Here is a 12,651-nt window from a genome sequence, read left to right on the forward strand (position 1 = left end):
AGGCGCTGCCAGGGACAGGGGAAAATGGGGGTGGCGGCGTCTCGGAAGAGACCACTGGCTGCTCCGCAGCGGCATGGTCTACACCATTAGGTGGTGTAGACCAGTTGTAGCACGGTCGGGGTTAGATAAGGAACCTTCGATTTTGTGTGGCCTAGGCCACAGGACGAAGGGCCTCCGGATCGCTGGATCCGAAGGCCTGGGCCTCGCGTCACAAGGGGCTCGCCCCAGGGCTACGCCTTGGTGTTCTCCCTCTGCATCGCCTCGATCTCCTCGTCCGACTCCCGTCCCGGCGTCGGGATCCCGAACTTCGTGATCGCGAAGCGGAAGACGACGTAGTACACCGCCGCGAAGCACAGGCCGATCGGAATGATCAGCAGCGGTTTCGTCGCCAGGCTGAAGTTGATGACGTAGTCGATCAGACCCGCGGAGAAGGCGAAGCCGTCGTGGACCCCCAGCGCCCACGACACCGCCATCGACACACCCGTCAGCACCGCGTGCACCGCGTACAGCACCGGCGCCACGAAGAGGAACGAGTACTCGATCGGCTCCGTGATCCCCGTGACGAACGAGGTCAGCCCGACCGACAGCATCAGACCCGCGACTTCCTTGCGCCGCTGCGGCTTCGCACAGTGGGTGATCGCCAGCGCCGCCGCGGGCAGCGCGAACATCATGATCGGGAAGAAGCCGGTCAAGAACTGCCCCGCGTCCGGGTCGCCCGCCAGGAACATGTTGATGTCGCCGTGCACCGTCGTCCCGTCCGGCTTGGTGTAGCTGCCGAACTGGAACCACACCGGCACGTTCAGGAACTGGTGCAGACCGACCACCAGCAGCGCACGGTTCGCCACCCCGAAGACCCCCGACCCCCAGGGCCCCAGCCGCGTCAGCCAGTCGGAGAAGCTCTCCAGCGCGCTGCCCACCGGCGGCCAGATCCACAGGCACAGCGCCGCGAACGCGATCGCCACGAACGACATGACGATCGGCACCAGCCGGCGGCCGTTGAAGAAGCCCAGCCAGTCGACCAGCCTCACCCGGTGGAAACGCTGCCAGAACCAGGCGGTCAGCAGACCCATGACGATGCCGCCGAACACCCCCGGGTTCTGGTACGTGAACTCCACGAAGGTGTTGTTCGGCCCCAGGCAGCCACCGCCGATGTCGACCGTCCCCGCCGGACAGACGTTGGGGAACGCGTGCAGCACACCCCGGTAGACGAGGAAGCCCGCCACCGCCGCCAGAGCCGTCGAACCGTCCGCCTTCTTCGCCATCCCGATGGAGACGCCGACGCAGAACAGCAGCGGCAGGCCGATGTCCGCGTTCAGCAGGGCGCCGCCCGCGGCCGCCATCACCTTCGCCACGACCGTCCAGCCCAGGCCCTCCTCGCCCAGGACGCGGACCTGCCCCAGCCCGATCAGCAGCCCGGCCGCCGGCAGCACCGCGATCGGCAGCTGGAGACTGCGCCCCATCTTCTGCAGCCCCGGGTACAGGCCGCTCCACCACTTCGGCCGGGGTGCCGCCTCGGCACTGCTCGCGCTCATCCGCGTCCTCCCTGTGCCGGGCCCGTTTTGGCAGCCGCAACACGTGCGGCACACTGGTGTAGACCAGTTGTGGGCAGGGTGCTGCTGATCGTCATCTTTCGGCAGGCACCCCGCTCCCGCTCGCGTAGATGGGCCAACCGTGAGCTACCGTGACGAAGCGGACGCAGCTGGTCACGGCCGCCGAGACTCGTTCTTCGCCACACTCAGGGAGAAACACATGGCCACCAAGGCTGAGAAGATCGTCGCCGGGCTCGGCGGAATCGAGAACATCGAAGAGGTCGAGGGCTGCATCACCCGCCTGCGCACCGAGGTCATCAACCCCGAACTCGTCGACGACGCCGCCCTCAAGGCCGCCGGCGCCCACGGCGTCGTCAAGATGGGCACCGCCGTCCAGGTCGTCATCGGCACCGACGCCGACCCCATCGCCGGCGAGATCGAAGACATGATGTGAACCGCCCCCGCGGAGCATGACGAGGACCCCGTACCGGCCCGACCGGACGGGGTCCACCCGTACCCGCCACCCCCGCACCACCCCCAACCCCACCCGTACTCCCGCCCGTCACCCGGCCCGCCCCCGCAACGACTAGGCTCACAGCCATGTCTCGCATCGACGGCCGCACGCCCGAACAGCTCCGCCCGGTCACCATCGAACGCGGATGGAGCAAGCACGCCGAGGGCTCCGTCCTCATCTCCTTCGGAGACACCAAGGTCTTCTGCACCGCCTCCTTCACCGAAGGCGTCCCGCGCTGGCGCAAGGGCAGCGGCGAAGGCTGGGTCACCTCCGAGTACTCGATGCTGCCCCGCTCCACCAACACCCGCGGCGACCGCGAATCCGTCCGCGGCAAGATCGGCGGCCGCACCCACGAGATCTCCCGCCTCATCGGCCGCTCGCTGCGCGCCGTCATCGACTACAAGGCCCTCGGCGAGAACACCATCGTCCTCGACTGCGACGTCCTCCAGGCCGACGGCGGCACCCGTACCGCCGCCATCACCGGCGCCTACGTCGCCCTCGCCGACGCCATCGCCTGGGGCCAGCGGAAGAAGCTGATCAAGGCCGGCCGCAAGCCCCTCACCGGCACCGTCGCCGCCGTCAGCGTCGGCATCGTCGACGGCGTCCCGCTCCTCGACCTCTGCTACGAGGAGGACGTGCGCGCCGAGACCGACATGAACGTCGTCTGCACCGGCGACGGCCGCTTCGTCGAGGTCCAGGGCACCGCCGAGGGCGAGCCCTTCGACCGCAAGGAGCTCAACGCCCTCCTCGACCTCGCCGCCGGCGGCTGCGCCGACCTCGAAGCCCTCCAGCTCGCCGCCCTGGACCTGGACCTCCAGGCCCCGTAGCAACCGCACGGCGCGGGCACGCGTCTACGCCGGTACGGGCGCACGGAGTCATCACCGTGCGCCCGTACCCGTACCCGTACCCGTACCCACACCCCCGGGGGGACCCGCATGAACCGCACCCAGCCCAGACTCCGCGTCGCGGCCGTGGCCCTGGCCGCCGCCCTCACCGTCCCGGCCCTCACCTCCTGCGACACCATCTCCACCGCCATGGACTGCGCCAACACGGCGGTCGCGATAGCCAACAGCGTCGACAACCTCCAGCAGGCCGTCTCCCACGCCGGCGACAGCGTCCAGGACACCCAGAACGCACTCAACCAGATCGACACGGACCTCAAGAAGATCAAGGACCAGACCGGCAACGCCGACCTCGGCAAGGCCGTCGACTCCATGGCCACGGCCGTCAAGAACGTCCGCACCTCCCTGGAACAGGGCAACACCGCCCCCGACATCAAGCCGGTCGCCGACGCCGCCTCGGAGATCTCCAAGGTCTGCACCCCCGGCTGACGGCCCCGGCCCACCGGGATAATGGCGGCATGACCCGCCTGATCCTCGCCACCCGCAACGCGGGCAAAGTCGCCGAACTCCGCGCCATCCTGTCCGACGCCGGCCTGCCGCACGAACTGGTCGGCGCGGACGCGTACCCGGAGGTCCCGGACGTCAGGGAAACCGGCGTCACCTTCGCCGAGAACGCCCTCCTCAAGGCCCACGCCCTGGCGCAGGCCACCGGCCACCCCGCCATCGCCGACGACTCCGGCCTGTGCGTCGACGTCCTGAACGGCGCCCCCGGCATCTTCTCGGCCCGCTGGGCCGGAGCCCACGGCGACGACCGGGCGAACCTGGAACTCCTGCTGAACCAGCTCGGCGACATCGCCGACGAACACCGCGGCGCCCACTTCTTCTGCGCCGCCGCCCTCGCCCTCCCGGACGGCACCGAACGCGTCGTCGAGGGCCGCCTCCTGGGTACCCTGCGCCACACCCCGTCGGGCGACGGCGGCTTCGGCTACGACCCGATCCTCCAGCCCCAGGGCGAGACCCGCACCTGCGCGGAACTCACCCCGGCGGAGAAGAACGCCATCTCCCACCGCGGCCAGGCCTTCCGCGCCCTGATCCCGGTCCTGCGCGAACTCCTGGGCTGACAGTGCGGGCATGAAAACGGCCTGCGAACCAATCCTTCGATTCGCAGGCCGTTACTGTGCGGCGGAAGGGATTCGAACCCTCAAGCCGTTTCACGGGCCACAGATCCTAAGTCTGCTGCGTCGCCGTTGCGCCACCGCCGCTAGCCGCCTGCCATGATAGCGGCAGGCGGCCACACGGGTCAGGCAAGATCAGCAGCTCCTGCCGGAACGGCCTCCCCTGCACCACGTGCTCGTGACAGCATGGCAGTTGGGGCAGAGGAAGCGCAGGTTCTCGCGCCGGTTGTCGCTCCAGTCGCCGTTGACGTGGTCGATCTCAAGCGTCATCGGGCGCCCCCGCCACTCGGCGGGCACGCCGCAGTGGGCGCACTGCTCGGGGACCCCGACCTCGCGTAGGGCCCGGCGCAAGAGCGGGGTCTTCGTCCGGGGCTGCCCGGCAAGGTGGACGAGGACATCCTCGGCGGGCTTGAGCGGCCTCGTTCCCGCCTTGCCGCGCTGGTGTGCCTGCCCCAGGAAATGCGAGGTGTCGTGCCCTTCCTCGACGATCCACTTCCGCAGGTGCGCACGCTGCCCGCCGTGGTCGGGGAACCCCAGCAGCCGAAGGGTCCCGGCAACGCTGACCGAGTCGGCTATCGCCTGCCCGAGTTCCTCTCGCGACGGCCGATCGAGCCGACGGGAGTTCACCGGCGCCCCTTGCCCCGGCCTCGGTACGAGTCCGTCGTGGAGTGGCAGTTGGGGCACAGGAAGCGCAGGTTGTCGCGGCGGTTGTCGCGCCAGTCGCCATTGATGTGGTCCACCTCCAGAGGGAGGGGCTGACCCATCCAGACGGCCTTCATGCCGCAGTCAGCGCATCGCTCCTCGACGCCCAGGTCGCGCAGTGCGCGCCGGAGCAGCGTGTTCGGAGTGCGCGTCGCGTGAGGTGTCCGATCCTCGTGGAGGATCTCGTCCGCCGTTCGCCGACGGTGGTTCTGGCGCATCCGGTCCGTCCGGGCCGGGCCGGAGAAGTGTGACGTGTCGATGCCCAGTGCGCGGACCCGGCGGCTGATGTGGGTGTGGTGGCCGCCGACCGGGTCGAGCTCCAGGCGTCGGAGGACGTCGTACATGCTGCTCGAAGCCCTCACCACCTCTTCCAGGATGGCCCTGGTCCAGCGGTTTCCGTCCCGTTCGAAGTGGGACATGTCCACGCCGAACCGGTGCATGCGCTTGCGTATGTACTCGCGCGAGCCGCTTTTCGGATCGACCCCCAGCCGCTCCAGAGCCTCGCTCAGCGTTCGGGATGCGCCCGCCGCCTCGGTGAGGAGTTCCTTCGTGTACGGACTGACCGGCATTTCCACTACCCCTGTTCTCGGCCACCCGTGCGGCCTTCGCATGGATCAACGGGTCGACGGTCGGACGGTTACGGGCAGATCCCGTCCGATAAGCGGAGCGGCCCGCACCGGGAGGGTGCGGGCCGCTCCTGGGGGCCGGACGGGGGATCAGATGCCCAGGTCCTTGATGATCTTCGCTACGTGGCCCGTCGCCTTGACGTTGTAGAAGGCGTGCTCGACCTTGCCCTCCTCGTCCACGACCACCGTGGAGCGGATGACCCCGGTCACCGTCTTGCCGTACAGCTTCTTCTCGCCGAAGGCCCCGTACGCCGTCAGGACCTCCTTCTCCGGGTCGCCGACCAGGGTCACCTTCAGGTGCTCCTTCTCGCGGAACTTCGCGAGCTTCTCCGGCTTGTCCGGGGAGACGCCGATGACGTCGTAGCCGGCCGCGGCCAGGACGTCCAGGTTGTCCGTGAAATCGCAGGCCTGCTTCGTGCAGCCCGGGGTCAGGGCCGCCGGGTAGAAGTACACGATCACCTTGCGGCCCTTGTGGTCGGCAAGCGAGACCTCGTTGCCGTCCGCGTCGGGCAGGGTGAAGGCGGGGGCGGTGACGCCCGGCTGGAGTCGCTCGCTCATGTCGACAGTCTCCTCGTGAAGGCAGCGGTACGCCACGAGACTAAGCTGACAGCCTGTTCATGGGGGACCACGCCCCACACGACGACACGACGACGGAGGCAGCGCGGTGCCGGAAGCCAGGACCCCCGCACAGATCGAGGCGGACATCGTCCGCCGCCGGGAGCAGCTCGCCGAGACGCTCGACGAGATCGGCGTGCGCATGCACCCGCAGACGATCATCGGGGACGCGAAGGCCAGGGTCGCCTCGACCGTCGACCACACCCTCGGGCGCGCCGTCGCGTCCGTCAACCGGCTCATCACCGACGTGACGGACGGCCTGCGCGACGAGAACGGCGCCCCGCGCATCGAGCGGATCGTGCCCGTGGCGCTGCTCGCGGCCGGGGCGGTCGGGCTGGTCGTGGTCTCCGTGCGCCGCAAGCGGTGATGCGGTGATGCGCACCCTCCGGCATGCGGCGCGCGCGGGGGCAGGTAGGTTCGGGGCGTGAGCGAGAACACCACCCACGACAAGCTGCCCATCCGCATGCTCCACGACCGCGTGCTCGTGAAGTCCGACACCCCCGAGGGTGAACGGCGCTCGGGCGGCGGGATCCTGATCCCGGCGACGGCCGCGGTGGGCAAGCGGCTCGCCTGGGCCGAGGTGGTCGCGGTCGGGCAGAACGTACGGAGCGTGGAGCCCGGTGACCGTGTGCTGTACGACCCCGAGGACCGTGCCGAGGTCGAGGTGGGCGGGGCGACGTACGTGCTGATGCGCGAGCGGGACCTGCACGCCGTCGCGGCGGAGCGGCTGGAGGGGTCGGAGGACTCCACCGGGCTGTACCTCTGACGCAGGCCCGCGCAGCGGGAAGGAGGGCTGGTGGCCCTGGTCACCAGCCCTTTTTGCATGCCCTTTGCTACGGTGGTGGGGAACCGCCCCGACGAGACGCGCCGTACCGGGTAGCTGCACGCAAAGACGACGCACCCCGTTCCGTCTCGTCCCGGAGGTGCCTGTCATGGCCTGGGTTCTGCTTCTCGTCGCCGGTCTGCTCGAGGTCGGCTGGTCGATCGGTATGAAGTTCACCGAGGGTTTCACCCGGCTGTGGCCGTCCGTGTTCACCGGTGCGGGGATCGTCGCGAGCATGGTGCTGCTGTCGTACGCGGCCAAGACCCTGCCCATCGGGACGGCGTACGGGGTCTGGGTGGGCATCGGTGCGGCCGGTGCGGCGGTGCTCGGCATGGCGGTGCTGGGGGAGCCGGTGACCGCCGCCCGGATCTTCTTCATCTGTCTGCTGCTGGTCGCGGTGGTGGGGCTGAAGGCCACTTCCGGTCACTGACCGCCGGTCATTCGAGGAAGGCGGACGGGGGGCGGCGTGGGGTGAGGAGGCCGCCTCCGGTGGTCCCGCCGCCGCTGGTGTCGCCGCCCGTGGTCTGGCCCGCGTTGGTCTGGCCTCCGGTGGTCTGGCCTTCGTTCGTCCGGCCCCCGGTGGTCTGGCCGCCGGTGGTGTCGCCGCCCGTGGTCCGGCCGCCGTTCGTCTGGCCGCTGTCCTGACCGCCCTGGGTGCGGCCGCCGTTGTCCTGGCCGCCCTGGTTCTGCCCGCCGTTGTCCTGGCCGCCGTCGGGCCGGGTCGGCGGGCTGGGCCGGCCGCTCTGGTCCGGCGCCCACGGCGGGCTGCTGCCCTGCGGCGGCTGCGGGGTGCCGGTCGGGGCGGGCGGCGGGGGCTGGGCCGCGCCGGGCTGGAGCTCCAGGTCGAAGTCCTCCGGATCGCTGCCCTCCAGGGCCTTCTTCGTGTACGCCGCCCAGATCCGCGCCGGGTAGCCGCCGCCGCCGACGCGGGGCTCGCCCAGGGCCCCGTACAGGGACTGGAGGGTGCCGGTGTCGGGGTCCTGGCCCATCATCGAGACCACGGTCACCAGGTCCGGGGTGTACGCGGCGAACCAGGCGGCGCGGTCCTGCTCGGCGGTGCCGGTCTTGCCGGCGGCCGGGCGTCCGGCGGCGAGAGCCTCGGTGCCGGTGCCGTTGTCCACGACGCTGCTCAGCATGGACGTGGTGGTGTCGGCCGCCTCGCGGCTGATGGCCTGCTGCGGGGTCCGGTCGGGCAGGTGGACGTTCTCCCCCTCCTTCGTGATCTTCTCCACGAGGGTGTACGGGGTGCGCCGGCCGTGGTCGGCGAGGGTGGCGTACGCCTGGGTCATGTCGAGCACGCTGGCCTGCATGGTGCCGAGCGCCATGGCCGGGCCGGCGTCGAAGTTCGGGGTGTCCTCGGGGATGCCGAGGTCGATGGCGGTCTGCTTGACCCTGGCCGTGCCGACGTCGACGACCATCTGGGCGAAGACCGTGTTCACGGAGAGGTCGGTGGCGGTGTTGACGGTGATCGGACCGTACGACTGCTGGCCCTCGTTCTCCGGGGCGTACGGGATCCGGGTGCCGACCACGGGGCGTTTGTTGTCGCCGTTGTAGACCGTGTTCGGGGTGATCCGGCGGCCGTCCCGGGTGCGGGATTCGTTCTCGACGGCGGAGGCGAAGACGAAGGGCTTGAAGGTGGAGGCCACCTGGTAGTCGTGGCGGGTCGCGTTGTTGACGTACTGCTTGGTGTAGTCGGTGCCGCCGTACAGGGCGACGACCTTGCCGGTGGCCGGGTCGATGGAGGCCCCGCCGGCCCGTACCACCCGGTCCGCCGGCCGTGCCGCCGGGTCGAGCCTGTCGGCCATCTGCTTCTGGACGGCGTCGACGAAGGCGTTCTCGCGGCGCTTGTCGATGGTGGTGGTGATCCGGTAGCCGCCCTCGGCGAGGGTCTTGTCGTCGAGGATCCTGTGGTCGGTGATGTAGTCCCGGACGGCCTCCACGAGGTAGCCGCGCTGGCCGGAGAGGCCGGCGGCGGCGCGGACCTTCCCGGGCTCGGGAAACGTGGCGGCGGCCCGCTCCTGCGGGGTCATCCACTTCTTCTTGACCATGCCGTCGAGCACGTAGTTCCAGCGGGCGAGGGCGCGGTCACGGCTCTGCGGGTGCGAGACGACGTCGAAGGCGCTGGGGGAGTTGAGGAGGGTGGCGAGGTAGGCGCCCTCGGCGGTGGTGAGTCTGTTGACGTCCTTGCCGTAGTAGGCCTGGGCGGCGGCCTGGATGCCGTAGGCGTTGCGGCCGAAGTAGCTGGTGTTGAGGTAGCCCTCGAGGATGTAGTCCTTCGACTTCTCGCGACCGAGTTTGATCGCGATGAAGAACTCCTTGACCTTCCGTTTGATCGTCTGTTCCTGGCCCAGGTAGTAGTTCTTGACGTACTGCTGGGTGATGGTGGAGCCGGACTGCGTGCCCTTGCCGGTCGCGGTGTTCCAGGCGGCGCGGACCATCGCCTTGGGGTCCACGGCCCGTTCGGAGTAGAAGTCGCGGTCCTCGGCGGCCAGCACGGCCTCCTGGACGCTGCGGGGGACCTGGGACAGCGGGACGTTGACGCGGTTGACCTCGCCGTCGCGGGCGAGCGGGGACCCGTCGGCGTAGAGGTACACGTTGGACTGGGCGGTGGCGGCCGCGTTGGCCGGGGGGATGTCGACCAGCAGGTAGCCGGCGACGAGCATGCCGCCGACCAGCAGGACGAGCAGCAGGAGCCCGCCGACGACCATCCGCCAGGTGGGGACGAGGCGGCGCCATCCGGCGCGCCGGCGCCCGTTCCCCCCGCCCTCGGGCGCGCCGCCGCCCTTGCCGCGGGGTGGGGGGCCGCCCCCGGGCCGGGGGGTGTCCGGATCGCGAGGGGTCCAGCCCTGGGGCGGTGACTGGTCGCTCATCTCCGGGACTCCTCGTGACCGTGTGAATTACCCACATTTGTACCTCATGGCGGCTGCCCGACGGCCGCTGGCTCCGCTCCGGACGGGCGGTGAAAAGCGGTCGCGCGGCCCGCCCCCGGCGCACTAGGCTCGCGCGCTTTGGCCGACGTAGGAACGACATGGGAAACGGAGGGATACGGTGCGGCTCTATCTGGCCGTCGCGGCGGGCGGGTTCCGGCGCTACGCGGCCTACGGGACGGCGACGGCGGCCGGGGTGTTCACCAACACCGTCTTCGGCTTCATCGTCGCGTACACGTACATCGCCCTGTGGGACGAGCGCCCGCGCCTGGGCGGCTACGACCAGGCCCAGGCCCTGACCTTCGTCTGGGTCAGCCAGTCCCTGCTGGCGGCCGCCTCGCTCATCGGCGGCGGCTTCCAGGAGGAGCTCCAGGAGCGTATCCGTACGGGTGACATCGCCGTCGACCTGTACCGCCCGGCCGACCTCCAGGCCTGGTGGCTCGCCGCCGACCTCGGCCGGGCGGGCTTCCAGCTGCTGGGGCGGGGGCTGCTGCCCCTGGTGGCGGGGGCGTTCGCCTTCACGCTCGCGCTGCCGTCCGATCCGCTGCGCTGGCTGCTGTTCCTGCTGTCGGTGGGGCTCGGGCTGGTCGTCGGGTTCGGGGTGCGGTACCTGCTGGGTCTGGCCGCGTTCTGGCTGCTGGACGGGGCGGGGGTCAACCTCATGGCCACCGTCGTGACCATCTTCTGCTCCGGGATGCTGCTGCCGCTGACCGTTTTTCCCGGGGGCTTCGGCGAGGTGATGCGGCTGCTGCCGTGGGCGGCGATGCTCCAGGTCCCGCTGGACGTGCTGCTCGGCACCCACGCCGGGGCCGGGGGAGCCGTGCGGGCGCTGGGCTTCCAGGCCGTGTGGGCCCTGGTGCTGCTGGGCGCGGGGCGGCTGGTGCAGTCGGCGGCCACGCGGAAGGTGGTGGTCCAGGGTGGCTGAGGCGACGGCGGTCCCGGCGGAGCCGGCGGGCGGGGCCGGGGCGGCCGGGCCGGGGGTCACGGGGGCGGCGGGCTCCGGGCGGCCGTACGGGGCGGCGGCGGGGTACGGCGGCCGGTTCCGCGAGGGGCTGCGCGGCTACGGGCTGATCGTCGGGATGTGGATCCGCTCGACGATGACGTACCGGATGTCGTTCCTGCTGGCCACCGTCGGGAACGCGGCGATCACCGTCCTCGACTTCGTCGCGATCGCCGTCATGTTCTCCCACGTGGAGGCGCTCGGCGGCTTCACCCTGCCCGAGATCGCCCTCCTCTACGGGGCCTGCTCGGCCTCCCTGGGCCTGGCCGACCTGCTCCTCGGCAACACCGACCGGGTCGGCGCCCGGATCCGCGACGGCTCCCTCGACACCATGCTGGTGCGTCCCGTCCCGCTGCTCGCTCAGGTCGCCGCGGACCGGTTCGCGCTGCGCCGGCTGGGGCGGATCGCGCAGGGGCTGGCGGTGCTGGGCTGGGCGGTCTCCGTGCTGGACGTGCACTGGACTGCGGGGAAGGTGCTGCTGGTGCCGGTCATGGTGGTGGCCGGGGCGGGGATCTTCGGCGGGGTGCTGGTGGCCGGGGCCGCCTTCCAGTTCGTCGCCGGGGACGCGGCGGAGGTCCAGAACTCCTTCACCTACGGAGGCTGCACCATGCTCCAGTACCCGCCGACGGTGTTCGCGAAGGACCTGCTGCGCGGGGTGACCTTCGTCGTCCCGCTGGCCTTCGTCAACTGGCTGCCCGCGCTGTACGTGCTGGGGCGGCCCGATCCGCTGGGGCTGCCGGGGTGGGTCGCGTACCTGAGCCCGCTGGTGGCCTTCGCGGTGTTCCTGCCCGCGTCGCTGGCCTGGCGCGCGGGGGTCCGTTCGTACCGAAGCACGGGGAGCTAGTCGTGTCCGATGTCCTCATCTCGCTCGACGCGGTCGAGAAGGTCTTCGAAGTGCGGCGCCGGTCGGGGCTGATGCGCCGGGAGAAACGCCAGGTCAGGGCGGTGGACGGGATCAGCTTCGAGATCGCGCGGGGCGAGGTCGTCGGCTACATCGGGCCCAACGGGGCCGGGAAGTCCACCACGATCAAGATGCTGACCGGCATCCTCACCCCGAGCGGCGGCCGGCTGCGCGTCGCCGGCATCGACCCCGCGCGGGAGCGGATGCGGCTCGCGCACCGGATCGGGGTGGTCTTCGGTCAGCGCACCACCCTGTGGTGGGACCTCCCGCTGAAGGACTCGTACGGGCTGATGCGCCGGATGTACCGGATCCCGGAGGCCCGCTTCCGGGAGAACCTGGACCGCTGCGTGGACCGGCTCGACCTCGCCGCGCTGCTGGACGTACCGGTGCGGCAGCTCTCGCTGGGCCAGCGGATGCGCGGGGACATCGCGGCGGCGCTGCTGCACGACCCGGAGGTGCTGTACCTGGACGAGCCGACGATCGGGCTGGACGTGGTCAGCAAGGCGCGGGTACGGGGGTTCCTGCGGCAGCTGAACGAGGAGCTCGGGACGACGGTGCTGCTGACGACGCACGACCTCCAGGACATCGAGCAGCTGTGCGAGCGGGTGATGGTGATCGACCACGGCTGGCTGATGTACGACGGGGCGCTGGGCGGGCTGCACGCGATGGGGGAGGGCGGCGAGCGGACGCTGGTGGTCGACCTGGAGCGGGAGCTGCCGCCGCTGGAGGTGGCGGGGGCGCGGGTGGTGCGGGTGGAGGGGCAGCGGCAGTGGCTGGCCTTCCCGGCCCGGACCTCGGCGGCGCCGCTGGTCGCGGCGGTCGCGGCGGAGTACCCGCTGCTGGACCTGTCGGTGCGGGAGCCGGACATCGAGGACGTGATCGCGCGGATGTACGCGGGGCGGGGCTGAGGACGGCGGGCAGCGGCGCACGGGATCAGGGGGAAATCAGGGGCGGGGTCGGGGTGCGGCCCGGGGTCCGGCCCGTTCAACCCCCGGCC

15 protein-coding genes, 1 tRNA gene and 1 riboswitch are annotated in these 12,651 nt (G+C 70.9%); of the genes, 10 read left to right on the forward strand and 6 right to left on the reverse strand.

What is annotated here, in order from left to right:
* Nucleotides 1-230: 230 nt before the first annotated feature.
* Nucleotides 231-1,532 (reverse strand): PTS transporter subunit EIIC, encoded by a 1,302-nt coding sequence (locus ACFY15_RS25590; RefSeq protein WP_390687483.1) that lies wholly within the window; start codon nucleotides 1,530-1,532, stop codon nucleotides 231-233.
* A gap of 139 nt (nucleotides 1,533-1,671) precedes the next feature.
* On the opposite strand from ACFY15_RS25590, the gene ACFY15_RS25595 reads away from it, so the two are divergent.
* From ACFY15_RS25595 to rdgB, 4 genes are all read left to right on the forward strand, one after another.
* Entirely contained in the window at nucleotides 1,672-1,983 is a 312-nt protein-coding gene (locus tag ACFY15_RS25595; RefSeq protein WP_390826113.1) for a glucose PTS transporter subunit EIIB, read from the forward strand.
* Between the two features lie 146 nt (nucleotides 1,984-2,129).
* On the forward strand, nucleotides 2,130-2,870 hold the full coding sequence (rph, locus tag ACFY15_RS25600) for a ribonuclease PH (protein WP_390687481.1): 741 nt from the start codon (nucleotides 2,130-2,132) through the stop codon (nucleotides 2,868-2,870).
* 108 nt (nucleotides 2,871-2,978) lie between these two features.
* The gene (locus tag ACFY15_RS25605) at nucleotides 2,979-3,374 is read left to right on the forward strand and encodes a hypothetical protein (RefSeq protein WP_390826114.1); all 396 of its coding nucleotides are present in this window, start codon (nucleotides 2,979-2,981) and stop codon (nucleotides 3,372-3,374) included.
* A 29-nt stretch (nucleotides 3,375-3,403) separates the two neighbouring features.
* Complete coding sequence (gene rdgB / locus ACFY15_RS25610) at nucleotides 3,404-4,006, forward strand: RdgB/HAM1 family non-canonical purine NTP pyrophosphatase (protein WP_390687479.1); 603 nt, start codon at nucleotides 3,404-3,406, stop codon at nucleotides 4,004-4,006.
* A gap of 57 nt (nucleotides 4,007-4,063) precedes the next feature.
* Here rdgB and ACFY15_RS25615 read toward each other — a convergent pair.
* From ACFY15_RS25615 to bcp, 4 genes are all read right to left on the reverse strand, one after another.
* A tRNA-Leu gene (locus ACFY15_RS25615) sits at nucleotides 4,064-4,147 on the reverse strand.
* A gap of 48 nt (nucleotides 4,148-4,195) precedes the next feature.
* Nucleotides 4,196-4,687 (reverse strand): HNH endonuclease, encoded by a 492-nt coding sequence (locus ACFY15_RS25620; protein WP_390826115.1) that lies wholly within the window; start codon nucleotides 4,685-4,687, stop codon nucleotides 4,196-4,198.
* Complete coding sequence (locus ACFY15_RS25625) at nucleotides 4,684-5,331, reverse strand: HNH endonuclease (protein ID WP_390826116.1); 648 nt, start codon at nucleotides 5,329-5,331, stop codon at nucleotides 4,684-4,686. Before ACFY15_RS25625 ends, ACFY15_RS25620 begins: the two co-directional genes overlap by 4 nt.
* A 147-nt stretch (nucleotides 5,332-5,478) precedes the next feature.
* A complete protein-coding gene (bcp, locus tag ACFY15_RS25630) occupies nucleotides 5,479-5,946 on the reverse strand; it encodes a thioredoxin-dependent thiol peroxidase (protein ID WP_390687477.1) in 468 nt (155 codons plus the stop codon).
* Nucleotides 5,947-6,052: 106 nt separating this feature from the next.
* On the opposite strand from bcp, the gene ACFY15_RS25635 reads away from it, so the two are divergent.
* The 3 genes from ACFY15_RS25635 (at nucleotide 6,053) to ACFY15_RS25645 (ending at nucleotide 7,256) form a co-directional block, all read left to right on the forward strand.
* Nucleotides 6,053-6,370, forward strand: coding sequence for a DUF3618 domain-containing protein (locus ACFY15_RS25635; RefSeq protein WP_366452189.1), 318 nt, complete (start codon nucleotides 6,053-6,055; stop codon nucleotides 6,368-6,370).
* A gap of 57 nt (nucleotides 6,371-6,427) precedes the next feature.
* A complete protein-coding gene (locus ACFY15_RS25640; protein WP_390687476.1) occupies nucleotides 6,428-6,769 on the forward strand; it encodes a GroES family chaperonin in 342 nt (113 codons plus the stop codon).
* Nucleotides 6,770-6,838: 69 nt separating this feature from the next.
* Nucleotides 6,839-6,905, forward strand: a riboswitch (guanidine-III (ykkC-III) riboswitch).
* Nucleotides 6,906-6,935: 30 nt separating this feature from the next.
* Nucleotides 6,936-7,256, forward strand: coding sequence for a multidrug efflux SMR transporter (locus ACFY15_RS25645; protein ID WP_030158619.1), 321 nt, complete (start codon nucleotides 6,936-6,938; stop codon nucleotides 7,254-7,256).
* A 7-nt stretch (nucleotides 7,257-7,263) separates the two neighbouring features.
* Here the strand turns inward: ACFY15_RS25645 and ACFY15_RS25650 are convergent, their stop codons facing one another.
* Complete coding sequence (locus ACFY15_RS25650) at nucleotides 7,264-9,696, reverse strand: transglycosylase domain-containing protein (RefSeq protein ID WP_390687475.1); 2,433 nt, start codon at nucleotides 9,694-9,696, stop codon at nucleotides 7,264-7,266.
* 178 nt (nucleotides 9,697-9,874) lie between these two features.
* Here ACFY15_RS25650 and ACFY15_RS25655 point away from each other — a divergent pair, with 178 nt between their 5' ends.
* Genes ACFY15_RS25655 through ACFY15_RS25665 form a run of 3 tightly spaced genes read left to right on the forward strand, consistent with a single transcriptional unit; the run spans nucleotide 9,875 to nucleotide 12,562 of the window.
* Nucleotides 9,875-10,678, forward strand: coding sequence for an ABC transporter permease (locus tag ACFY15_RS25655; protein ID WP_390687474.1), 804 nt, complete (start codon nucleotides 9,875-9,877; stop codon nucleotides 10,676-10,678).
* A complete protein-coding gene (locus ACFY15_RS25660; protein WP_390687473.1) occupies nucleotides 10,671-11,597 on the forward strand; it encodes an ABC transporter permease in 927 nt (308 codons plus the stop codon). Before ACFY15_RS25655 ends, ACFY15_RS25660 begins: the two co-directional genes overlap by 8 nt.
* 2 nt (nucleotides 11,598-11,599) lie before the next feature.
* A complete protein-coding gene (locus ACFY15_RS25665) occupies nucleotides 11,600-12,562 on the forward strand; it encodes an ATP-binding cassette domain-containing protein (protein WP_390826117.1) in 963 nt (320 codons plus the stop codon).
* Nucleotides 12,563-12,651: the final 89 nt, after the last annotated feature.

It is taken from the genome of Streptomyces sp. NPDC001373, assembly GCF_042895815.1.
Lineage (GTDB): Bacteria > Actinomycetota > Actinomycetes > Streptomycetales > Streptomycetaceae > Streptomyces.

Coding starts and splice junctions, on each gene's coding strand:
- ACFY15_RS25590 (WP_390687483.1), bottom strand. CDS start 1,532: ATGAGCGCGAGCAGTGCCGAGGCGGCACCCCGGCCGAAGTGGTGGAGC.
- rph (WP_390687481.1), top strand. CDS start 2,130: ATGTCTCGCATCGACGGCCGCACGCCCGAACAGCTCCGCCCGGTCACC.
- ACFY15_RS25605 (WP_390826114.1), top strand. CDS start 2,979: ATGAACCGCACCCAGCCCAGACTCCGCGTCGCGGCCGTGGCCCTGGCC.
- rdgB (WP_390687479.1), top strand. CDS start 3,404: ATGACCCGCCTGATCCTCGCCACCCGCAACGCGGGCAAAGTCGCCGAA.
- ACFY15_RS25625 (WP_390826116.1), bottom strand. CDS start 5,331: ATGCCGGTCAGTCCGTACACGAAGGAACTCCTCACCGAGGCGGCGGGC.
- bcp (WP_390687477.1), bottom strand. CDS start 5,946: ATGAGCGAGCGACTCCAGCCGGGCGTCACCGCCCCCGCCTTCACCCTG.
- ACFY15_RS25645 (WP_030158619.1), top strand. CDS start 6,936: ATGGCCTGGGTTCTGCTTCTCGTCGCCGGTCTGCTCGAGGTCGGCTGG.
- ACFY15_RS25650 (WP_390687475.1), bottom strand. CDS start 9,696: ATGAGCGACCAGTCACCGCCCCAGGGCTGGACCCCTCGCGATCCGGAC.